This is a genomic window from Klebsiella sp. LTGPAF-6F (genome assembly GCF_001753185.1).
GTDB classification, from domain to species: Bacteria; Pseudomonadota; Gammaproteobacteria; order Enterobacterales; family Enterobacteriaceae; genus Klebsiella; species Klebsiella michiganensis.
The window spans coordinates 1996319-2016732 of sequence record NZ_CP017450.1 but is presented as its reverse complement, the minus strand read 5'-3'; the positions used below and the strand labels follow the sequence as shown (position 1 = coordinate 2016732).

At 58.0% G+C, this 20414-nt stretch carries 21 protein-coding genes and 1 riboswitch; of the genes, 9 read left to right on the top strand and 12 right to left on the bottom strand.

What is annotated here, in order from left to right; translation table 11 throughout:
- Positions 1-46: 46 nt before the first annotated feature.
- Positions 47-1153: an ABC transporter permease gene (locus tag BJF97_RS09415; RefSeq protein ID WP_032694526.1), complete on the top strand. Its 1107-nt coding sequence runs from the start codon at positions 47-49 to the stop codon at positions 1151-1153.
- 60 nt (positions 1154-1213) lie between these two features.
- Here BJF97_RS09415 and BJF97_RS09410 read toward each other — a convergent pair whose 3' ends face one another.
- Complete coding sequence (locus BJF97_RS09410) at positions 1214-1651, bottom strand: YbhQ family protein (protein WP_004130686.1); 438 nt, start codon at positions 1649-1651, stop codon at positions 1214-1216.
- 143 nt (positions 1652-1794) lie between these two features.
- Here BJF97_RS09410 and BJF97_RS09405 point away from each other — a divergent pair, with 143 nt between their 5' ends.
- Genes BJF97_RS09405 through BJF97_RS09395 form a run of 3 tightly spaced genes read left to right on the top strand, consistent with a single transcriptional unit; the run spans position 1795 to position 4750 of the window.
- The gene (locus BJF97_RS09405; RefSeq protein WP_014228498.1) at positions 1795-2544 is read left to right on the top strand and encodes an endonuclease/exonuclease/phosphatase family protein; all 750 of its coding nucleotides are present in this window, start codon (positions 1795-1797) and stop codon (positions 2542-2544) included.
- Positions 2541-3785, top strand: coding sequence for a cardiolipin synthase ClsB (gene clsB, locus BJF97_RS09400; RefSeq protein WP_014837867.1), 1245 nt, complete (start codon positions 2541-2543; stop codon positions 3783-3785). The genes BJF97_RS09405 and clsB overlap by 4 nt, the downstream gene beginning before the upstream one ends.
- On the top strand, positions 3785-4750 hold the full coding sequence (locus tag BJF97_RS09395) for a lysylphosphatidylglycerol synthase transmembrane domain-containing protein (RefSeq protein ID WP_014228496.1): 966 nt from the start codon (positions 3785-3787) through the stop codon (positions 4748-4750). The genes clsB and BJF97_RS09395 overlap by 1 nt, the downstream gene beginning before the upstream one ends.
- 70 nt (positions 4751-4820) lie before the next feature.
- On the opposite strand, the gene BJF97_RS09390 is transcribed toward BJF97_RS09395, so the two are convergent.
- The 6 genes from BJF97_RS09390 to moaA form a co-directional block, all read right to left on the bottom strand.
- On the bottom strand, positions 4821-5525 hold the full coding sequence (locus BJF97_RS09390) for a Bax inhibitor-1/YccA family protein (protein WP_004849060.1): 705 nt from the start codon (positions 5523-5525) through the stop codon (positions 4821-4823).
- A 44-nt stretch (positions 5526-5569) separates the two neighbouring features.
- On the bottom strand, positions 5570-6022 hold the full coding sequence (gene moaE / locus BJF97_RS09385) for a molybdopterin synthase catalytic subunit MoaE (protein WP_004849058.1): 453 nt from the start codon (positions 6020-6022) through the stop codon (positions 5570-5572).
- A gap of 1 nt (position 6023) precedes the next feature.
- Positions 6024-6272 (bottom strand): molybdopterin synthase sulfur carrier subunit, encoded by a 249-nt coding sequence (moaD, locus tag BJF97_RS09380; RefSeq protein ID WP_004849056.1) that lies wholly within the window; start codon positions 6270-6272, stop codon positions 6024-6026.
- Positions 6265-6753 carry a cyclic pyranopterin monophosphate synthase MoaC gene (gene moaC, locus BJF97_RS09375; protein ID WP_014228494.1) on the bottom strand — a complete coding sequence of 163 codons (489 nt, stop codon included), beginning with the start codon at positions 6751-6753 and terminating at the stop codon, positions 6265-6267. Before moaC ends, moaD begins: the two co-directional genes overlap by 8 nt.
- Before the next feature lie 3 nt (positions 6754-6756).
- Entirely contained in the window at positions 6757-7269 is a 513-nt protein-coding gene (moaB, locus tag BJF97_RS09370; RefSeq protein WP_009653795.1) for a molybdenum cofactor biosynthesis protein B, read from the bottom strand.
- A 21-nt stretch (positions 7270-7290) separates the two neighbouring features.
- Positions 7291-8280 carry a GTP 3',8-cyclase MoaA gene (gene moaA / locus BJF97_RS09365; RefSeq protein WP_014837864.1) on the bottom strand — a complete coding sequence of 330 codons (990 nt, stop codon included), beginning with the start codon at positions 8278-8280 and terminating at the stop codon, positions 7291-7293.
- A riboswitch (molybdenum cofactor riboswitch) is annotated at positions 8268-8406 on the bottom strand. (Overlaps the previous gene by 13 nt.)
- A gap of 209 nt (positions 8407-8615) precedes the next feature.
- On the opposite strand from moaA, the gene yvcK reads away from it, so the two are divergent.
- The 4 genes from yvcK to pmrB all read left to right on the top strand — a co-directional run bounded on the left by yvcK (position 8616) and on the right by pmrB (position 13045).
- Positions 8616-9521 carry a uridine diphosphate-N-acetylglucosamine-binding protein YvcK gene (gene yvcK / locus BJF97_RS09360; RefSeq protein WP_014228492.1) on the top strand — a complete coding sequence of 302 codons (906 nt, stop codon included), beginning with the start codon at positions 8616-8618 and terminating at the stop codon, positions 9519-9521.
- A gap of 110 nt (positions 9522-9631) precedes the next feature.
- Positions 9632-11275, top strand: a complete 1644-nt coding sequence (gene eptA / locus BJF97_RS09355; protein WP_025108112.1) for a phosphoethanolamine transferase EptA — start codon at positions 9632-9634, stop codon at positions 11273-11275.
- Positions 11272-11943 carry a two-component system response regulator PmrA gene (pmrA, locus tag BJF97_RS09350; RefSeq protein ID WP_004849045.1) on the top strand — a complete coding sequence of 224 codons (672 nt, stop codon included), beginning with the start codon at positions 11272-11274 and terminating at the stop codon, positions 11941-11943. The genes eptA and pmrA overlap by 4 nt, the downstream gene beginning before the upstream one ends.
- 4 nt (positions 11944-11947) lie before the next feature.
- A complete protein-coding gene (pmrB, locus tag BJF97_RS09345; protein WP_014228490.1) occupies positions 11948-13045 on the top strand; it encodes a two-component system sensor histidine kinase PmrB in 1098 nt (365 codons plus the stop codon).
- Between the two features lie 314 nt (positions 13046-13359).
- Here the strand turns inward: pmrB and uvrB are convergent, their stop codons facing one another.
- Positions 13360-15375, bottom strand: coding sequence for an excinuclease ABC subunit UvrB (uvrB, locus tag BJF97_RS09340; protein WP_014228489.1), 2016 nt, complete (start codon positions 15373-15375; stop codon positions 13360-13362).
- Between the two features lie 711 nt (positions 15376-16086).
- Between uvrB and BJF97_RS09335 the strand changes: the two genes are divergently transcribed.
- Positions 16087-16809: an ABC transporter ATP-binding protein gene (locus tag BJF97_RS09335; RefSeq protein WP_014228488.1), complete on the top strand. Its 723-nt coding sequence runs from the start codon at positions 16087-16089 to the stop codon at positions 16807-16809.
- Here BJF97_RS09335 and bioD read toward each other — a convergent pair.
- The 4 genes from bioD to bioB are packed head-to-tail and all read right to left on the bottom strand — an operon-like array spanning position 16751 to position 20399.
- Positions 16751-17473: a dethiobiotin synthase gene (gene bioD / locus BJF97_RS09330; RefSeq protein WP_014837861.1), complete on the bottom strand. Its 723-nt coding sequence runs from the start codon at positions 17471-17473 to the stop codon at positions 16751-16753. The genes BJF97_RS09335 and bioD overlap by 59 nt on opposite strands.
- Positions 17466-18221 carry a malonyl-ACP O-methyltransferase BioC gene (gene bioC, locus BJF97_RS09325; protein WP_032694530.1) on the bottom strand — a complete coding sequence of 252 codons (756 nt, stop codon included), beginning with the start codon at positions 18219-18221 and terminating at the stop codon, positions 17466-17468. The genes bioD and bioC overlap by 8 nt, the downstream gene beginning before the upstream one ends.
- The gene (gene bioF / locus BJF97_RS09320) at positions 18205-19362 is read right to left on the bottom strand and encodes an 8-amino-7-oxononanoate synthase (RefSeq protein WP_032694531.1); all 1158 of its coding nucleotides are present in this window, start codon (positions 19360-19362) and stop codon (positions 18205-18207) included. Before bioF ends, bioC begins: the two co-directional genes overlap by 17 nt.
- A complete protein-coding gene (gene bioB, locus BJF97_RS09315) occupies positions 19359-20399 on the bottom strand; it encodes a biotin synthase BioB (protein WP_014228484.1) in 1041 nt (346 codons plus the stop codon). Before bioB ends, bioF begins: the two co-directional genes overlap by 4 nt.
- Between the last annotated feature and the right edge of the window lie 15 nt (positions 20400-20414).

Sequence of the window (20414 nt, the reverse complement as noted above, 5' to 3'; positions counted from 1 at the left end):
CGGATAAGCGCAGCGCAATCCGGGGCTCACAAAGAGAGAATATGAGATGTTTCATCGCTTATGGACGTTAATCCGCAAAGAGCTGCAGTCGCTGTTGCGTGAACCGCAGACGCGGGCGATTTTGATTATGCCGGTGCTCATTCAGGTGCTGCTGTTCCCCTTTGCCGCCACGCTGGAGGTAACGAACGCCACCATCGCCATCTATAACGAAGACAACGGCAAGCACGCCGTGGAGCTGACCCAGCGCTTTGCCCGCGCCAAAGCCTTCACCCACGTGCTGTTACTGAAAAGCCCTCAGGAAATAAGACCGACCATCGATGAACAAAAAGCGCTATTGGTCGTGCGTTTCCCGGCGGATTTTTCGCGCAACCTCGACACCAACCAGACCGCCCCGCTCCAGCTGCTGCTGGACGGGCGCAACTCCAACAGCGCGCAAATTGCCGCCAACTACCTCCAGCAGATCGTCAAAAGCTATCAGCAGGACCTGCAGGAAGGCAAAGCCAAACCGAACAATAGCGAGCTGGTGGTACGCAACTGGTATAACCCGAATCTCGATTACAAATGGTTCGTGGTGCCCTCGCTGATCGCCATGATCACCACCATCGGCGTAATGATCGTCACCTCGCTCTCCGTTGCCCGCGAGCGCGAACAGGGAACGCTCGACCAGCTGCTGGTCTCGCCGCTGGCAACCTGGCAGATCTTTATCGGTAAAGCGGTCCCGGCGCTGATTGTCGCCACCCTGCAGGCGACCATCGTGCTGGGGATCGGTATCTGGGCCTATCAGATTCCCTTCGCTGGCTCACTGCTGCTGTTTTACTTCACGATGATCGTTTACGGTCTTTCACTGGTAGGATTCGGACTGCTGATTTCGTCGCTGTGCTCCACGCAGCAGCAGGCGTTTATCGGCGTATTCGTCTTTATGATGCCGGCGATTTTACTCTCCGGCTACGTTTCGCCGGTGGAAAATATGCCGGTATGGCTACAAAACCTGACGTGGGTGAACCCGATTCGTCATTTCACCGATATCACCAAGCAGATCTATTTGAAGGATGCGAGTCTGGAAATCGTGTGGGGAAGTTTGTGGCCGCTACTGGTCATAGCGGCCACCACCGGCTCGGCGGCGTATGCGATGTTCCGAAGAAAGATCGCGTAATACTCGTCATCGTTCAAGCCACAACTGCGTTGGCTCGCCTTGCTCCCCCCAGTCACATAGTTATCTATGCTTCTGGGGATTCGCTGCGTTGCCGCCTTGTTGTAGCCCGAACGATTTAGCGTATCTGTTTTTATCTTTCGCCAGCAGTGAAACCACCGCCGGACCGGCCAGTATTGCCAGCCCGGCGAGGGCCAGCAGCAGGTTATTGTGCAGCACGCGCGACAGCAACCACAGCACGATCACCGCGGTACCGAAGTACCAGGTGGTGGTGAGTTCCTCAAGGAAATCACCGACGTCGCGCCAGCGCTCATCGTGATGGCGCTGCAAAAACAGCATCGACACTAACGTGACGCCGTACAGCACGCACAAACCTAATCCGACGCGCACCAGCGCGCCGCTCATCCAACCCATCACCAGTACTGCCACGACCAGTAGATGCAACATAATCTGCCAGCAACTAAGACCCGTTGCGACGCGTACACGTTGTTGCCACTTCATGGCTTCTCTCCTGAAGGATTTTTCTCTGCTACTCAGAGTACCGCACTTTACGGAAAATTCCGTATCACCGCATCTTTTTGTGACCTCTACTACACTATTTCCTACAGGAAAGTGACATTGCCCAGAGAAATAAGGACAAACAAATGCCGCGATTTTCGTTAAACGTGCTGACAATTAACACCCATAAAGGGTTTACTGCGTTCAACCGCCGCTTTATTTTGCCCGAATTACGCGAAGCGGTGCGCAGCGTCAGCGCCGACATTGTTTGCCTGCAGGAGGTGATGGGGGCGCACGAAATTCATCCGCTGCATATCGAAAACTGGCCGGATACCACCCACTATGAGTTTCTGGCCGATACCATGTGGAGCGATTACGCCTACGGCCGCAACGCCGTTTACCCGGAAGGGCATCACGGCAACGCGGTCCTCTCCCGCTTTCCCATTGAACATTATCAAAATCTCGATGTTTCGGTCGGCAACAGCGAAAAGCGCGGCCTGCTCTACTGCCGCATCGTCCCGCCGGAAAGCGGCATCGCTATCCATTTATTCTGCGTACACCTGGGACTGCGCGCTCATCAACGCCAGGCCCAGCTGACGATGCTGGCGGACTGGGTGAACGGTTTACCCGCGGGCGAACCGGTGGTGGTAGCCGGTGATTTTAACGACTGGCGGCAGCAGGCGAACCGCCAGCTTAAAGCCCAGGCCGGGCTGGAGGAGATTTTTACCCGCGCCAGAGGGCGCCCGGCGCGCACTTTCCCGGTCAGCTTTCCGCTGCTGCGACTTGACCGCATCTACGTAAAAAACGCCCACGCCAGCCAGCCCAGAGCGCTGGCGTTAAAACAGTGGCGTCATCTGTCCGATCATGCACCGCTTAGCGTGGAGATACATCTGTGAAATGCAGCTGGCAGGAAGGAAACCGCATTCGGCTATTAGAAAATGGCGATAACTATTATCCGGCGCTGTTTGCCGCCATCGGCCGAGCGCAGCAGCGGGTGATCCTTGAGTCTTTTATCTGGTTTGAAGATGACGTCGGCAAACAGCTCCATGCCGTTCTGTTAAAAGCGGCCCAGCGCGGCGTGCGCGTCGAGGTCTTACTGGACGGCTACGGCTCGCCGGATTTAAGCGAAAGCTTTGTGGGCGAGCTGACGTCGGCTGGCGTGATTTTTCGCTATTACGATCCGCGCCCGCGCCTGCTCGGCATGCGCACTAATTTATTTCGCCGTATGCATCGCAAAATCGTGGTGATCGACGACGTTACCGCCTTTGTCGGCGGCATTAACTACTCCGCCGAGCACATGACCGATTACGGTCCGGAGGCCAAACAGGATTACGCCGTACAGGTCGAAGGGCCGGTGGTGCTCGATATTCTGCAATTTGAACTCGAAAACCTCCCCACCAGCGAAGCGACCCGACGCTGGTGGCAGCGGCGTCGGCATAAGCCTGAAATCAACCGCAACCCCGGCGAGGCGCAGGCGCTGTTTATCTGGCGGGATAATCAGGATCATCGCGATGATATTGAGCGTCACTATCTGAAGATGCTGACCAGCGCCCGCCGGGAAGTGATTATCGCTAACGCCTACTTTTTCCCAGGCTATCGGCTGCTGCACGCTATGCGCAACGCTGCCCGCCGCGGCGTGCGCGTTAAGCTCATCGTTCAGGGTGAGCCGGATATTCCGATTGTCAAATTCGGCGCGCGCCTGCTCTACCACTATCTGGTAAAAGGCGGCGTGCAGATTTTCGAATATCGCCGCCGTCCGCTGCACGGCAAAGTGGCGCTGGCGGACGATCACTGGGCCACGGTGGGCTCCAGCAACCTCGACCCCCTGAGCCTGTCGCTGAATCTGGAAGCCAACCTGGTGATTCACGACCGCGAGTTTAACCAGACGCTGCGCGATAATCTCAATGGCTTAATCCTTAACGACTGCCGCGAGGTCGATAAGCGCATTTTGTCGAAACGAACATGGTGGCGGCTCGGCATTAGCGTGCTGGCGTTCCACTTCCTGCGCCACTTCCCTGCCTGGGTCGGATGGCTACCGGCCCATACGCCGCTGCTGTCGCGGGTTCAGCCCCCGGTACAGCCAGAAATAGAAACCCAGGACCGCGTGGACCCGGAAAACCAGGAGGTGAAATCCTGATGGCGAAATCTCACCCTCGCTGGCAGATGGCGAAAAAAATCCTGACGGTGCTCTTTTTTATCGCCGTCGTCGTTCTGCTGGTGGTCTACGCGCAAAAAATCGACTGGCAGGACGTGTGGAAGGTCATTCGCGATTACAACCGTACGGCGCTGCTCAGCGCCATCGGGTTGGTTATCGCCAGCTACCTGATCTATGGCTGCTACGACCTGCTGGGGCGCGCTTACTGCGGCCACAAGCTGGCGAAACGCCAGGTGATGCTGGTGTCGTTTATCTGCTACGCCTTTAACCTGACGCTCAGCACCTGGGTGGGTGGGATTGGTATGCGCTATCGGCTCTACTCGCGCCTCGGCCTGAGCGGCGCAACCATTACCCGTATCTTCTCTCTGAGCATTACCACCAACTGGCTGGGCTATATTCTGCTCGGCGGCATTATTTTTAGCTCCGGCATGGTGAAGGTGCCCGAGCGCTGGTATATCAGCCAGTCGTCGCTGCAAATTCTGGGCGTCGTTTTACTGCTGATTTCCGCGTTTTACCTGTGGGCCTGTGCCTTTGCTAAAAAGCGCCATCTGACGATAAAAGGCCAGCGGCTGGTGCTGCCGTCCTGGCGCTTCGCGATATTGCAGATGGCGGTTTCCAGCCTGAACTGGATGGCGATGGGGGCGATTATCTGGCTGCTGCTGGGCCCGCAGGTGGACTATTTTCTCGTGCTCGGCGTGCTGCTGGTCAGCAGCATTGCGGGGGTTATCGTGCATATTCCGGCAGGCATTGGCGTGCTTGAGGCGGTATTTATCGCCATGCTTTCCGGGGAAGAGATTTCGCGCGGCGCGATTATTGCCGCCCTGCTTGCCTATCGCGCCCTGTACTACTTCCTGCCGCTGCTGCTGGCGACCATCGGCTACCTGATTCTGGAGAGCCGGGCGAAGCATCTGCGGGAGAAAAACCAGCGCAAGCTGGCGGGCGAGTAGTCAAAAAAGCCCCGGTCGCTGATGCTGACCGGGGCTACAGGTTTACCACCGTCTGAGATCCGGGAACGAGTTAACGACGGTTGCCGAAAATGCGCAGCAGCATCAGGAACAGGTTGATAAAGTCCAGATACAGCGTCAGCGCCCCAAGAATCGAGTATTTGCGCAGCGTTGACGCATCGCGAACGTCAATCTGCTCGCCGATGTTTTTCAGCTTCTGGGTGTCATAGGCGGTCAGGCCGACGAAGACGATCACCCCGATGTAGGTCACCGCCCACATCAGCGCTTCGCTCTTCAGCCAGAAGTTAACCAGCGACGCCAGCAGGATACCGATAAGCGCCATAAACAGCATATTGCCGAAGCCGCTCAGGTCGCGTTTAGTGGTATAGCCGTAAAGGCTCATCACGCCAAACATCCCGCCTGCCACCACGAAGGTACTGGCGATCGATGAGTAGGTATAGACGAGGAATATACTGGATAAGGTGAGCCCGGTTAGCGCCGAATAGAGCATAAACAGGGTGGTCGCCATTCCCGCGCTCAGCCGCTGCACCATGCCGGAGAGCACGAATACCAGCCCCAGCTGGGCGATGATCAGGCCGAAAAAGGTTATTTTGCTGGAAAAGACAAACATCATCACCGCAGGGGTGTTGGCCGCAAACCACGCGATAAACGCCGTGAGCAGCAGCCCGACCGTCATCCAGCCGTACACCTGCGCCATATAAGTTTGAAGTCCGCTGCGACCCTGTACGATCGCCCCGGAACGAGGATATCTATCCATGACTGTCTCCTGATTAACGAAATTTATCTTCTAAGCGTACCACACTACCAGCGTTCTGCCGCTTCACGGTCGCTATCTCGCGCATCGACCCAGCGCTCGCCTTCCGGCGTCGCCTCCCGCTTCCAGAACGGCGCGCGGGTCTTCAGGTAATCCATAATAAACTCCCCCGCCGCAAACGCGCTACCGCGGTGGGCGCTGGTGACGCCGACAAAGACAATCTCCTCCCCGGGCCACATCTCGCCGATACGGTGAATCACCGTCACCCGGCCCAGCGGCCAGCGCTCGCGCGCCTGTTCCACAATCTCCGCCAGCGACTTTTCCGTCATCCCCGGATAATGTTCGAGGGTCAGCGCTTTGACGCTGTCGCCAAGGTTGTGGTTGCGGACCTTGCCGGTAAACGTCACTACCGCGCCGTCTTCATCGCGCTCGGCCAGCCAGGGGTATTCGTCGCCGACCTTAAAGCGGTCATGGCTGACGATAATACGCGTCTGCGTCATGTTATCCCCCGGTAACCGGCGGGAAAAACGCCACTTCATCACCGGCCGCCAGCGGGTGATCAAACGTCGTCAGCGTCTGGTTTACCGCCGCCAGCAGCTTGCCCTCCTCCAGCGCCAGCGCCCAGCGGTCGCCGCGGGCGATCAGCTGCTGGCGAACGGCTTCAACCGTGGTCAGGCCTTGCGGATCGAGCGTCAGGGAGTCGGTGCCGAGCAGTTCGCGCACCTGGGCAAAAAAAAGAACCTTAATCATGGCTATCTTCCACTCTGAAATCGCCGGACTTGCCGCCGCTTTTCGCCAGCAGGCGCACCGGACCTATCACCATATCTTTCTGCACCGCTTTGCACATATCGTAAATCGTCAGCGCGGCGACGGAAGCGGCGGTCAGGGCTTCCATCTCAACGCCGGTTTTCCCGGTCAGACGGCACAGGGATTCGATACGCACCCGGTTATGCTCGGGCTGCGCCTGCAGATTGACTTCGACTTTGCTCAGCATCAGCGGATGGCAAAGCGGAATCAGCTCCCAGGTGCGTTTTGCCGCCTGGATCCCGGCAATGCGCGCGGTGGCAAAGACATCGCCTTTGTGATGGCTACCGTCGATAATCATCGCCAGCGTCGTGGCCTGCATTTCAACATAGGCCTCGGCGCGCGCTTCGCGAACCGTCTCCGCTTTCCCTGAGACATCGACCATGTGCGCTTCGCCGGCGGCGTTAATATGGGTCAACTGCGTCATAAATTACTTCTTAAGATGAGAGATAAAGTTGCACGGGCGCGTGCGCGCATCGAGCTGCGGCGCAATAATATTGTCCCATGCGGTACGACAGGCTTTGGTTGAGCCGGGCATCGCAAAAATCAGCGTGCGGTTCGCCACCCCGGCAACGGCGCGGGACTGCAGGGTCGAGGTACCGATCTCTTCGAAGGAGAGCATGCGGAACACCTCGCCGAAACCTTCCACTTCGCGGTCAAACAGCGGCAGCAGCGCTTCCGGCGCCTGGTCGCCGTCGGTAAAACCGGTGCCGCCGGTAATCAGCACCACCTGCACCTCATCGCCGGCAATCCACGCCGACACCTGGGCGCGAATGGCGTAGCGGTTCTCTTTCACAATCGCCTTATCGACGATGACGTGCCCCGCCTCCTCAGCCGCGTCGCGCAGCCAGTGTCCGGAGGTGTCGTCTTCTTCGCCACGTCGGCTGGAGACGGTGAGAATAGCAATACGGGTCGGGATAAACTCAGCGCTGGCCTGGCTCATCTGATCGCTCCTTAAAATGAATTATCCGCCAATATAGGACAGGTTCTGGGTAATACCGGTGTTGCCCTGATGCAGGAAGTGGGTCTGTTTTTTGTGCGTTAACGCCTCGGATATGCGCGCCTCCAGCGCCGGCTGCTGCTGCTCATCGGCGAGCAGATCGCGCAGATCGACGCCGCCTTCGCCAAACAGGCACAGGTGCAATTTACCCACGGAAGAGACGCGCAGACGGTTACAGGTGGCGCAGAAGTCTTTTTCATAAGGCATAATCAGACCGATTTCCCCGGCATAATCCGGATGGCAAAACACCTGCGCCGGGCCGTCGCTACGCTGGCGGATCTGATGGATCCAGCCGCGACGCAGCAGCTCATCGCGCAGCACCATGCCCGAGATATGATGGCGGCGGAACAGATCGCTGCCTTCGCCGGTTTCCATCAATTCAATAAAACGCAGCTGAATGCGGCGCGGCTGGATCCACGCCAGAAAAGTGTCGAGCTGGTGATGGTTAACGTCGCGCATCAGCACGGTATTGACCTTCACTTTTTCGAAGCCAGCGGCAAATGCGGCATCGATGCCGTCCATCACCTGATGAAACTTGTCCTGGCCGGTGATGGCGTGAAACTGACGCGCATCGAGGCTGTCCACGCTGACGTTAATCGCCGTCAGCCCGGCATCGCGCCAGCTTTCAACGTCGCGCGCCAGCCGGTAGCCGTTGGTGGTGACCGCAATCTGGCGAATAGAAGGGTTTTCCCGCACCGCGGCGATGATGTCGGTAAAATCGCGACGCAGCGAGGGTTCGCCGCCGGTCAGGCGCACCTTTTCCGTCCCCAGGGCGGAGAACGCGCGCGTCACGCGGCGAACTTCATCAACGCTGAGAAAGCCTTTATTGGTGACGGCGCCGGGCTTATAGCCATCGGGGAGACAGTAGGTACAACGAAAGTTGCATACGTCGGTAATTGATAAACGCAGATAGTAAAACTTCCGCGCAAATGCATCGGTAAGCTGTGAAGCCATAGACACCTTTCCAAATACGGGAGACGCGGTCATTTCTTTTCGCGCCCTGGTGGCAACCGAAGTTGTCACGGCCAAAGCACCATATCTTTCGACACAGGCACAGAGGCTAGAGTGTTAGTGGGTTACGCCGAATAGTAGCGCTTTAATAACGGTTATGCCATTTCCAGTTTCGTTATATAATCATGTACATATCGATACGATCGCGTATTTTCGCTACAGAATAGCTAAAAACCACGCTTTTGCATTGATGTCGGTCAGTTTGTCAGATTCAGCCCATCGTCTTTTAGGGGTAGATCGGTTACTGTGAGCCCGATAAATGGTTATAAGGGATTTTTATGCGCAATCGCACTTTCGCCGATCTGGATCGCGTGGTGGCACTCGGCGGCGGGCACGGGCTGGGCCGGGTAATGTCATCCCTCTCTTCGCTCGGTTCACGCCTCACCGGCATCGTCACCACGACCGATAACGGCGGCTCTACGGGGCGCATTCGTCGCGCGGAAGGCGGCATCGCCTGGGGCGATATGCGCAATTGTATTAATCAGCTCATCGCCGAACCCAGCGTGGCCTCGGCGATGTTTGAGTACCGTTTTAGCGGCAACGGCGAGCTTTCCGGGCATAACCTCGGCAATTTGATGCTTAAGGCGCTGGATCACCTGAGCGTGCGCCCGCTTGAAGCGATCAATTTGATCAGGAATCTTCTTAAGGTCGACGCGTTTCTGATCCCGATGTCGGAACAACCGGTCGATCTTATGGCCATCGACCATGAAGGGCACGAAGTTTACGGTGAAGTGAATATCGATCAGCTTGCCAGCGTGCCGCGCGAGCTTATGCTCTCCCCGCCGGTGCCCACCACCCGTGAAGCGATAGAAGCCATCGCCGAAGCCGATTTAATCCTGATTGGCCCCGGCAGCTTCTATACCAGCCTGATGCCGATTCTGCTGCTTGATGAGATGGCGAAGGCGCTGCGCCGCACGCCCGCGCCAATGGTGTTTATCGATAACCTCGGCAAAGAGCATAGCCCGGCAGCCAGCCTGACGCTGGCGGACAGGGTCGCCATTATGGAGCAGCAGATTGGTAAACGGGTGATTGACGCGCTGGTTGTCGGCCCGAAAGCCGATATCGCAGGGGTTAAGGATCGGGTCGTCATTCAGACGCCTCTGGACGCCAGCGATGTGCCCTATCGTCACGATCGCCAGCTGTTGCGCCGCGCGCTGGATAAAGCGATTCAGGCCTTAGGCTAATCCTCAACGCGGCCTTATCCTCGCGACAAAAACAGGCAGGCTTAAAATCTTAAGGTTGTCTTAAAAAAAAACGGGCAGCATAGCGAACATCTCTTTATGTGGACTTCGCTATGTCGTTATTTTCTTTACGTCGGCCAATGCTTAACCGTACGGTCTATTTGATTCTGTTCGCCTGCTATATTGGCCTGGCGCTGAACATCGCTTTCTATCGCCAGGCGTTTACCCTGCTGCCGGTCAACGGCCTGCATAACTGGCTGGTGTTCCTCAGTATGCCGATAGTGGCTATCAGCGTGATGAATATCATCACCACGCTAGCGTCATTTCTTAAGCTTGACCGCCTCGTTATCAGCCTGTTTATTCTGCTTAGCGCCTCGGCCCAGTATTTTATCTGGACCTTTGGCGTGGTTATCGATCGGGCGATGATCACCAATATTCTCGATACCACTCCCGCCGAAAGCTTTGCGCTACTCTCCGGAAAAATGGTCCTGATCCTGGGACTCTCCGGCATTCTGGCGGTGGTCGTGGCCTGGTGGGTTAAAATCCGCAAACCGGCAACCCTGTGGCGCAGCGTGGCGGTAAGGCTGTTGAGCATCGTGGTTTCAGCGCTGCTGATTATTCTGGTCGCGGCATTTTTCTATAAAGATTACGCCTCGCTGTTTCGCAATAACAAAGAGCTGGTTAAGTCCCTGAGCCCGTCAAACAGCATTGTGGCCGTGAACTCCTGGTATGCGCATAACAGGATGGATAATCTTCCGCTGGTCAAAATTGGCGAAGACGCGGTTCAGAAGCCGGAGATGCGCAGCGGACCGCGGAAAAACCTGACTATCGTGGTGTTAGGCGAAACCTCAAGAGCGGCAAACTTTTCCCTGAACGGCTACGCCCGCGAGACCAACCCGCGCCTGAAACAGGATAATGTCATCTATTTCCCCGACACCACGTCCTGCGGCACCGCGACCGCGGTTTCTGTACCGTGCATGTTCTCTAATATGCCGCGGGCCCACTATGATGAAGAGCTGGCGCACCATCAGGAAGGCGTGCTGGATATCCTGCAGCGCGCGGGAATTCAGGTTCAGTGGAATGATAACGACGGCGGCTGTAAAGGAGCCTGCGACCGGGTACCGCACCAGAACGTCACCGATCTCAAGCTTAGCGGCCAGTGCATCGACGGCGAATGCTACGATGAGGTGCTGTTCCATAACCTGGAGAACTATATCGACAATCTGCAGCAGGACGGGATTATCGTGCTGCACACTATCGGCAGCCACGGCCCAACCTACTACAATCGTTATCCGGCGCAGTTTAAACAGTTTACGCCCACCTGCGACACCAACGAGATTCAGAGCTGCACCCAGCAGCAGCTCACCAATACCTACGATAATACGATTTTGTATGTCGATTATGTGGTCGACAAAGCGATAAAATTACTGCAGTCAAAGCAGGATAAATTTACCACCAGCCTGGTGTATCTCTCGGATCACGGCGAGTCGCTTGGCGAGGATGGGGTGTATTTACACGGGCTACCGTGGTCCATCGCCCCGGAGACGCAAAAACACGTCCCGATGCTGCTGTGGCTGTCAGCGGATTATCAACAGCGCTATGGCGTGTCCAGCCAGTGTTTGCAGCAAAAAGCGAAAACGCAAGCGTATTCGCAGGATAATCTTTTCTCCACCCTGCTCGGTCTGCTCGGGGTCAGCACCCGCGAGTACCAGGCAACAGACGATATTTTAACGCCATGTAGAGAGGCAGGCCGATGAAAATTTTAGTCATTGAAGACGATGCGCTCCTGTTACAAGGGTTAATTCTGGCGATGCAAAGCGAAGGCTACGTTTGCGACGGCGTATCAACCGCCCACGAAGCCGCCCTCTCTCTGGCCAGCAACCACTACAGCCTGGTGGTTCTCGACCTCGGCCTGCCGGATGAAGACGGTCTGCACTTCCTGGCGCGCATGCGACGGGAGAAGTTCAGCCAGCCGGTGCTGATCCTCACCGCCCGCGATACCGTTGATGACCGCATCAGCGGCCTGGATACCGGCGCGGATGACTACCTGGTTAAGCCGTTTGCGCTGGAAGAGCTGAACGCGCGCATTCGCGCCCTGCTGCGTCGTCACAATAATCAGGGCGATAACGAACTGTCCGTCGGCAATCTGCGCCTGAACGTCACCCGGCGGCTGGTCTGGCTCGGCGAGCAGTCCCTGGATTTAACGCCCAAAGAGTACGCTCTGCTTTCACGCCTGATGATGAAAGCGGGCAGCCCGGTGCATCGCGAAATTCTCTACAATGACATTTACAGCTGGGACAACGAACCGGCCACCAATACGCTGGAGGTGCATATCCATAATCTGCGCGATAAAGTCGGCAAATCACGCATCCGCACCGTCCGGGGCTTTGGCTATATGCTGGTTGATAACGCGGAGACCGAATAACGCTATGGCTTTTTTTGTCAGTGAAAACTGGACTATGCGTCATCGGCTGCTGCTGACAATTGGCGCTATTCTGGCCGTTTGTCAGCTCATCAGCGTGTTCTGGCTGTGGCATGAAAGTCAGGAGCAGATTCAGCTGCTGGTCGCCAGCGCCATTGAAGGGCATAACAATCAGAAGCATATTGAGCATGAGGTTCGCGAAGCGGTAGCCAGCCTGCTGATCCCAAGCCTGCTGATTATCGGCCTGGCGCTGTATATCTCCCTGCTGGCGGTGAAAAAAATCACAAAGCCGCTTTCCAGACTGCAGCTCGAGCTGGAAAGCCGCACCCCGGACAATCTGCAGCCTATCACGCTGAAGGAATCGGTTCCTGAAGTCACCGCGGTGACCACCGCGATTAATCAGCTGGTGTCCCGCCTGAATTTAACCCTCGATCGCGAGCGTCTGTTTACCGCCGATGTCGCCCATGAGCTGCGCACGCCGCTGGCCGGGCTGCGTCTGCACCTGGAGCTTCTGGCGAAAGTGCATGGCGTTAGCGTGGACCCGCTAATTCAGCGTCTCGATCAAATGACCAATAGCATTACCCAGCTGCTTCAGCTGGCGCGCGTTGGCCAGTCATTCTCCGCCGGAAGCTATCAGCAGGTTGCGCTGAAAGAGGATGTAATCGAACCGCTGCAGAGCGAGCTTGAGACAATGCTGCAGCAGCGCCAGCAGACGCTGGCGATCAACGTCAAGGATGGAGAGGCAATCGTGTCGGGCGACGCCACGCTGGTGCAGGTTATTTTACGTAACCTGGTCGAAAACGCGCATCGTTATAGCCCGACGGGGTCGACGATTAAAGTGTCGATAGCGCCTGGCCCAACGCCCATTCTGGCCGTTGAGGATGAAGGACCGGGAATTGATGAGGCTAAAAGCGGTGAGTTAAGCAAAGCGTTCGTCCGCATGGACAGCCGCTATGGCGGTATTGGTCTCGGGTTAAGCATCGTCACCCGCATCGCCCAGCTGCACGACGCGCAGTTCTTTTTACATAACCGACAGCCCGGGCCCGGCGTTCGCGCCTGGGTACTCTTCCCTAAAGCTTCGCGTCAGAACGTCAGCACCCACTGATGGAAAAAGGCAACGACGATAACAAACGCGCAGGTGACTGCCAGGTATTCGCGGAAGGTTAATTTTTGCATGGCGCTATCCTCAGTAAAGTGAGGATAGTTTCGCCAAACAAGATTAAGCCAACATTAAGCATCACGGAAAATCGCGACAGAGGGGCAACAAATAACCAAAGCGTTTCGGCCACCTCATTTTGGCTCATGTGCCCGCTTTTCTGTCGGGTGGCGGCTGGCGTCTTACCCGGCCTACGAAAAACACATTCCGTCCATCGCCCGAAGACCCGGTAAGGCCCGGGCGATATTTAGCTGGCAACGCCGCTACGAAGCGGCGATAAACAGCTCGCGCAGCTGGTGAAGCTGGTCGCGAATTTGCGCCGCCTCTTCGAACTCCAGGTTCTGCGCGTGCTGCATCATCTGCCCTTCCAGTTCGTGAATCTTCTGCTGGAGCGCCTTCGGCGTTAGCGCGACGACATCCGCCTCAACCGGTGAGCGAGACTTGCCGCGCCCCTTGGTTTTGGTTTTCGCGATATTCTGACCGAGCGCCAGAATGTCGACCACTTTCTTATTCAGACCCTGCGGAACGATACCGTGCTCTTCGTTGTACGCCTGCTGCTTCTCGCGGCGGCGCTCGGTTTCCCCGATCGCTTTCGCCATCGATGGAGTGATTTTATCGCCGTAGAGAATCGCTTTGCCGTTGATATTTCGCGCCGCGCGGCCAATGGTCTGAATCAGCGAGCGTTCAGAGCGCAGGAAGCCTTCTTTATCGGCATCCAGGATCGCCACCAGCGAAACTTCCGGCATATCCAAACCTTCACGCAGCAGGTTGATCCCCACCAGCACGTCAAACTCGCCGAGGCGCAGGTCGCGGATAATCTCCATGCGCTCCACGGTGTCGATGTCCGAGTGCAGGTAGCGCACCCGCTCGCCGTGCTCTTCCAGATATTCGGTTAAATCTTCCGCCATGCGTTTGGTCAGCGTCGTGACCAGCACGCGCTCGTTGATCGCGGTGCGGATGCGAATTTCCGAGAGCAGATCGTCGACCTGGGTGCCTACCGGACGCACTTCGATGACCGGATCCAGCAGCCCCGTAGGACGGACGACCTGGTCCACCACCTCGTCGCCGGATTTATCCAGCTCATAGGCTCCCGGCGTCGCCGAAACATAGATGGTTTGCGGCGCCAGGGCCTCAAACTCTTCAAACTTGAGCGGACGGTTATCGAGCGCCGACGGCAGGCGGAAACCGTACTCCACCAGCGTCTCTTTGCGCGCCCGGTCCCCGCGGTACATACCGCCGATCTGCGGGATCGTGACGTGGGACTCATCGATGACCAGCAGACCATCGGCCGGCAGGTAGTCAAACAGCGTCGGCGGCGGTTCGCCCGGCCCGCGGCCCGACAGATAGCGCGAGTAGTTTTCAATCCCCGAGCAGTAGCCCAGCTCGTTCATCATTTCGAGGTCGAACTGCGTACGCTGGCTCAGACGCTGCTCTTCCAGCAGCTTGTTGTTCTCCAGCAATCGCTTACGCCGCTCCGACAGTTCAACTTTAATCTCTTCCATCGCCTGGACGATACGCTCGCGCGGGGTGACGTAGTGGGTTTTGGGATAAACGGTGAAGCGCGGGATCGTCGACTCAATATGACCGGTCAGCGGATCGAACAGCGACAGGCGCTCAACTTCCTCATCGAACAGCTCAACGCGCAGCGCGATATCGTCAGACTCCGCCGGGAAGATATCAATCACCTCGCCGCGCACGCGGAAGGTACCGCGCTGGAAGGCCTGATCGTTGCGGGTGTACTGCAGCTCGGCCAGGCGGCGCAAAATAGCGCGCTGGTCGATAATCATGCCGACCGTCAGATGCAGCATCATTTTCAGATACAGATCCGGATCGCCCAGACCGTAGATAGCGGAGACCGAGGCCACCACCACCACGTCGCGACGCTCCAGCAGCGCTTTGGTCGCCGACAGACGCATCTGTTCAATATGTTCGTTCACCGACGCATCTTTCTCGATGAAGGTGTCCGAGCTTGGCACGTAGGCTTCCGGCTGGTAGTAGTCGTAGTACGAGACGAAATACTCCACCGCGTTCTCCGGGAAGAACTCTTTCATTTCGCCGTATAGCTGCGCCGCCAGGGTTTTGTTTGGCGCCAGCACCATCGTCGGACGCTGCAGGTCAGCAATGACGTTGGCGATGGTAAACGTTTTACCTGAGCCGGTGACCCCGAGCAGGGTTTGATGCGCCAGGCCATCTTCCAGCCCCTCTTCCAGGCGACGAATGGCTTCCGGCTGATCGCCGGAGGGACGGAAAGCAGAATGCAGCTTGAACGGTTTACTCATCAATCAGAACCTGAAGAAGGGTTGAACGGCAGGTGTTTAATTCTACTCGCCGGCTCAGCTTTTGCCAATAAAAAATACTGGATATAAAAACAGTGTCGTATTATCGTAGTCGGACTAATTAGCGCTTTTTACCGCCAACATGGACGAATAAAAACCGCTTTACGGGATAATCGACCACGCTTCAGGGTTATCCCCAAAAAGTATGGCCATTTAACATTTGTCAAGCGAGGGGATGAATGTTTTATGGCAGTCGGTGACACTTTTCTTACAGGCATTGATTTTATTTAAATAATTGATATTTAATAGAATTTAATAAAAGACGGGTTTCGCGCCAATTCGGCCGCAGGCCGCGTACTCTCTAGCTTACCGCAAGTTTTCTAACTCTAATACACAAGGTTATCCACAGGAATAGTGGATAACTGTCTGCAGCCCATGACCCGAGCCACCCGAACAAAACCCGTCGCCCCGGCCAAACCCGCCGCGAAAAAAATTAATTGAATTTTTTTTGCTGTTTATTGGCGAAGAGTGGCTAGATTTTTTGTTATTTTTTGCACCACATTTCAGCGCGCGGGCACCGGGAAAGTGCAAGGTCGGTCCGCTTGTGCCCGGTCGCACCTGTATTGACCAGCAAATACCGAGAGTTCTTTTTCCTGGCAAGAGATTTGCAGAATCTTCTCGTCGCCTGCTATCCCAGGAAAGGAGAAAACGTCTATGTTGAGTCTACGCGCCGTGAACCACTATTACGGAAGCCAGCACACGCTGTGGAATGTTGACCTTGAGCTCAAACCCGGTAAATGCACTTGCGTCATGGGGCGCCAGGGAATGGGGAAAACCACGCTCGTCAACTGTATTACCGGTCATCTACCGGTGGCCAGCGGCACTATCACCTGGCAGGACGGAGGATCGGCGCCCTATGACCTGATGCCGCTCTCCGCGCAGTCGCGCAGCGCCATCGGCATTGGCTATGTACCGCAGGATAAACGGATTTTTTCGCAGCTGAGCGTGGAGGAAAATTTGCACATTGCCCTTGCGGCGGGCGGCGAACCGGCGTCAGCGGTCGCCGGAGAGATTTACGATCTGTTCCCCGAGCTGTACGCTCTGCGCCAAAGTAAAGGGATTACCCTGAGCGCCGACGATCAGTACCAGCTGGCGCTGGCCAGGGCGCTGATAACCCGTCCGCGCCTGCTGATCCTCGACGAACCTTCGCGCGGCGGCGGCCAGCGCTTCCTGCACAAGCTCGGGGATTTACTGATGCGCCTGAACCGCGATATTGGCCTGACGGTGCTGATCGCCGAACAGCACCTGCCGTTTATTCGTCGGGTGGCGGATCGTTTCTGTCTGCTGCACTGTGGACGCAGCGTAGCTCAGGGCGACGTTATCCAGCTGGATGCCCCGCTGCTGGCGAAGTGGATGACGCCCGATCCAGCGCGCTGAGGTCGAGATACTGACCGAGATCCTCGCGCTGAGCCGCCTCCGCCAGCCACGGGATCTCGCCAAGAAACGGCGCGGGCAGCACGCGTTTCAGCGTTGCCAGATATTCAGGGTGGCGCCTGGCGGGCGGCTGGATATCGTTGGCTATCCAGCCCGCCAGCTGCAGCCCGGCCTGCAGCACCGCCTGAGCGGTCAGCATGGCATGGTTGATGCACCCCAGCTTAACGCCGACCACTAAAATCACCGGCAGCCGCTCTTCCTCTACCCAATCGGCAAAGGTCAGCGTTTCTGACAGCGGCGTAAACCAGCCCCCCGCCCCTTCCACCAGTAGCCAGTCGGACAGCGCTTCCAGCTCGCGCAGGCCAGCAGAAATCGCGGCGGCGTCAATCGGTCTCCCTTCATCGGCGCTGATAATATGCGGTGACGTCGGTTCAGCAAAGGTGAACGGATTGACCTGCTCGTAGCGCAGCGCCACGCGGCTATTGCGCTGTAAAGCCAGCGCATCCTCATTACGTAATCCCTGGGCCGTATAGTCGCTGCCGGAAGCCACCGGTTTGTAGCCAGCGCTCTTAAATCCCTCGCGATTGGCCGCCTGCAGCAGCGCGCAGCTGGCGACGGTTTTCCCCACCTCGGTGTCGGTGCCGGTAACGAAGAAACGTTTAGTCACGTTCGATAACTCCTGTAAAAAGATGATACGTCAGCGGGCACTGGCCCTGCTGCTGCGGCCAGGCGAGCTGGAGCTGCCGCAGCTTGCCGCGGCTGAGCGGCGCAGGGCTGCGTCCGTGGTGCAGATGGGTCGCGCCAATGCCTTTAAGCGAGCGCATCGCGCTGAGCGCGTCGGGAAACGGCAGCGTGATGGCGTGGACGTGGCCGCTGGCGCGGCGTTCGGCCAGCGCCTGACGCACCGCCTGCTCGCTGAGAAAACGGTTGGCGTGCGGCCGCTCATCGATGGCTCGCCAGGCCTGATTGAGCTCAGGTAACGAACCTGACAGCAGCGTACTAAACGCCACGCGGCCGCCGGGCCGCACGACCCGGGACAGCTCATCAATGGCGGTCGCGAGATTGTCGCACCACTGAACCGCAAGGTTGCTCCACGCCAGATCAACGCAGCCGTCCGCCAGCGGCAGCGCTTCAATGTCGCCCTCGACGTAGCGGTGCGCGCAGTTTCCGCGGCGGGCCTCCGCCAGCATGTCGACGGAAAGATCCAGCGCCGTCACCCGGCTCCCTGCATCGCGCCAGAAGCGGCTTATGCTGCCGGGGCCGCAGCCCGCGTCCAGCACCTCAGGAAAGGTCTTGATATCGAGCTGTTCCAGCAGCAGCGAGGCGCTAAGACGCTGTAATTCGTCGTGCTGAGCGTAATGTCCCGCCGCGCGGCCAAACGCCGCCGCGACGGCGCGCTTATTCACCGCCGTCATGCAGCACCTCCAGCAGGCGGGCGATATCGGCAGACTCGTGCGCGGCGGTCAGCGTCAGGCGCAGCCGCGCGCTGCCGACGGGAACCGTCGGCGGGCGAATGGCCGTCGCCCAGCAGCCTTCCTCACGCAGACGCGCCGCCAGCCGCAGCGCGCGGGCGTTGTCGCCGACGATCAGCGGTTGGATCGCGCTGCCGGAATCAGTGAGCTCGCCGGGATAGTGGGACATTCCCCGGCGAAAGTCGGCGATATGGCCGGCCAGCGTTTCCCGCCGCTGCTGACCCTCGTCGCTGCGAATCACGGCCAGCGCGGCGCTCAGCGCCACCGCCTGCGCCGGCGGCATGGCGGTGCTGTAAATCAGATGGCGGGCAAACTGCAGCAGATAATCCGCCAGCGCCTCGCTGCACAGCACCGCCGCGCCGCTGACGCCAAACGCTTTACCGAAGGTGACGATAAGCAGATCCGGGCGTACCTGCTGCGCGCAGCAGCTGCCGCGCCCCTCTTCGCCGAGCGCGCCGATACCGTGCGCGTCGTCAACCAGCAGAAGCGCACCGGCCGCCCGCGCCGCCTGATAAACCTCAGCCAGCGGCGCGCTATCGCCGTCCATGCTAAAAATGCCTTCGGTCACCACCAGCTGCTGGCCGGATAGCGGTTTCGCCAGCAAATCGTCAAGATGGCGGCTGTCGTTGTGCTGAAAACGCCGCAGCTGCGCCGGGCTTAGGCTGGCGGCTTCCAGCAGCGAAGCGTGGCTGAGACGGTCGGCGACAATCCGATCCTCTTTGCCCGCCAGCGCGGCAATCACCGCCTGATTCGCGGCAAAGCCGGAAATAAACAGCAGCGCGCGCGGATAGCCCAGCCAGCCGGCCAGCTGCTCCTCCAGCGCGCGGTGCGCCTCGCTATAGCCGCTGACGTGGCCGGAGCCGCCGCTGCCGACGCCGTAACGATCCGCCCCCTGCTGCCAGGCCTTGACGATAGCCGGATGCTGGCTGAGGCCAAGATAATCGTTGCTGGAAAAATTGAGCCAGCGCCGCCCTTCGCGGCTGAGCCAGCGTCCTGCGCCCAGCGTCACCGGCAGGCGACTGCGCAAGGCATCCGCCGCCTGCCGTTCCGCCAGCGCCAGCTCGATGCGGTGCTGCCAGCTCATAGCGCCGCCGCGTTGTAATATTCCTCGGTATCCGGGTTCATCAACGCCTGCTCCAGGCGCTGCTGCTGGGCGTTATCGCCTTCCAGTACCTCGGTCTGCTGCGGATTAATCCCCAGCTTGCGGAACAGCTGCAGGTCTTTGTCCTCTTCCGGGTTTGGCGTGGTCAGCAGCTTGCAGCCGTAGAAAATCGAGTTCGCCCCGGCCATAAAGCACATCGCCTGGGTCTGTTCGTTCATCTGTTCACGACCGGCGGAGAGGCGCACGTGCGAGGTCGGCATCATGATGCGCGCGATGGCGATAGTACGAATAAAATCAAAGGCGTCCACGTCGTCGTTATCCGCCAGCGGCGTGCCTTTGACCTTCACCAGCATGTTGATCGGCACGCTTTCCGGCGGCGTCGGCAGATTGGCCAGCTGTAGCAGCAGCCCGGCGCGGTCTTTGACCGTTTCCCCCAGCCCGACGATACCGCCGGAGCACACTTTAATTCCGGCATCGCGCACTTTATCGAGGGTATCGAGGCGCTCCTGGTAGGTGCGGGTGGTGATGATATTGCCGTAGAATTCCGGCGAGGTATCGAGATTGTGGTTGTAGTAATCCAGACCGGCGCCGGCCAGACGCTGGGCCTGGCTATCGTTGAGCGTGCCAAGGGTCATGCACGCTTCCAGCCCCAGCGCTTTTACCCCTTTCACCATCTGCTCAAGATACGGCATATCGCGATCGTTCGGATTCTTCCACGCCGCCCCCATACAGAAGCGGGTTGAACCGGCTTGTTTCGCCTGTCGCGCCGACTCAAGCACCTGTTCAACCTCCATCAGGCGTTCGGATTCCAGACCGGTTTTATAGCGCGCGCTTTGCGGGCAGTATTTGCAGTCTTCCGGGCAGGCGCCGGTCTTAATCGACAGCAGCGTGCTGACCTGAACCTGGCGCGGGTCGAAGTGCTGGCGATGGATCTGTTGCGCTTCAAACAGCAGATCCAGAAAGGGTTTATTAAATAACTCAGTAACTTGCGACATTGTCCAGCGGGGGTGGTGAGCCATTAGCCTCTCCAAAGG

Coding starts and splice junctions, on each gene's coding strand:
- BJF97_RS09415 (WP_032694526.1), top strand. CDS start 47: ATGTTTCATCGCTTATGGACGTTAATCCGCAAAGAGCTGCAGTCGCTG.
- BJF97_RS09410 (WP_004130686.1), bottom strand. CDS start 1,651: ATGAAGTGGCAACAACGTGTACGCGTCGCAACGGGTCTTAGTTGCTGG.
- BJF97_RS09405 (WP_014228498.1), top strand. CDS start 1,795: ATGCCGCGATTTTCGTTAAACGTGCTGACAATTAACACCCATAAAGGG.
- BJF97_RS09395 (WP_014228496.1), top strand. CDS start 3,785: ATGGCGAAATCTCACCCTCGCTGGCAGATGGCGAAAAAAATCCTGACG.
- BJF97_RS09390 (WP_004849060.1), bottom strand. CDS start 5,525: ATGGATAGATATCCTCGTTCCGGGGCGATCGTACAGGGTCGCAGCGGA.
- moaE (WP_004849058.1), bottom strand. CDS start 6,022: ATGACGCAGACGCGTATTATCGTCAGCCATGACCGCTTTAAGGTCGGC.
- moaD (WP_004849056.1), bottom strand. CDS start 6,272: ATGATTAAGGTTCTTTTTTTTGCCCAGGTGCGCGAACTGCTCGGCACC.
- moaC (WP_014228494.1), bottom strand. CDS start 6,753: ATGACGCAGTTGACCCATATTAACGCCGCCGGCGAAGCGCACATGGTC.
- moaB (WP_009653795.1), bottom strand. CDS start 7,269: ATGAGCCAGGCCAGCGCTGAGTTTATCCCGACCCGTATTGCTATTCTC.
- moaA (WP_014837864.1), bottom strand. CDS start 8,280: ATGGCTTCACAGCTTACCGATGCATTTGCGCGGAAGTTTTACTATCTG.
- yvcK (WP_014228492.1), top strand. CDS start 8,616: ATGCGCAATCGCACTTTCGCCGATCTGGATCGCGTGGTGGCACTCGGC.
- eptA (WP_025108112.1), top strand. CDS start 9,632: ATGTCGTTATTTTCTTTACGTCGGCCAATGCTTAACCGTACGGTCTAT.
- pmrA (WP_004849045.1), top strand. CDS start 11,272: ATGAAAATTTTAGTCATTGAAGACGATGCGCTCCTGTTACAAGGGTTA.
- pmrB (WP_014228490.1), top strand. CDS start 11,948: ATGGCTTTTTTTGTCAGTGAAAACTGGACTATGCGTCATCGGCTGCTG.
- uvrB (WP_014228489.1), bottom strand. CDS start 15,375: ATGAGTAAACCGTTCAAGCTGCATTCTGCTTTCCGTCCCTCCGGCGAT.
- BJF97_RS09335 (WP_014228488.1), top strand. CDS start 16,087: ATGTTGAGTCTACGCGCCGTGAACCACTATTACGGAAGCCAGCACACG.
- bioC (WP_032694530.1), bottom strand. CDS start 18,221: ATGACGGCGGTGAATAAGCGCGCCGTCGCGGCGGCGTTTGGCCGCGCG.
- bioF (WP_032694531.1), bottom strand. CDS start 19,362: ATGAGCTGGCAGCACCGCATCGAGCTGGCGCTGGCGGAACGGCAGGCG.
- bioB (WP_014228484.1), bottom strand. CDS start 20,399: ATGGCTCACCACCCCCGCTGGACAATGTCGCAAGTTACTGAGTTATTT.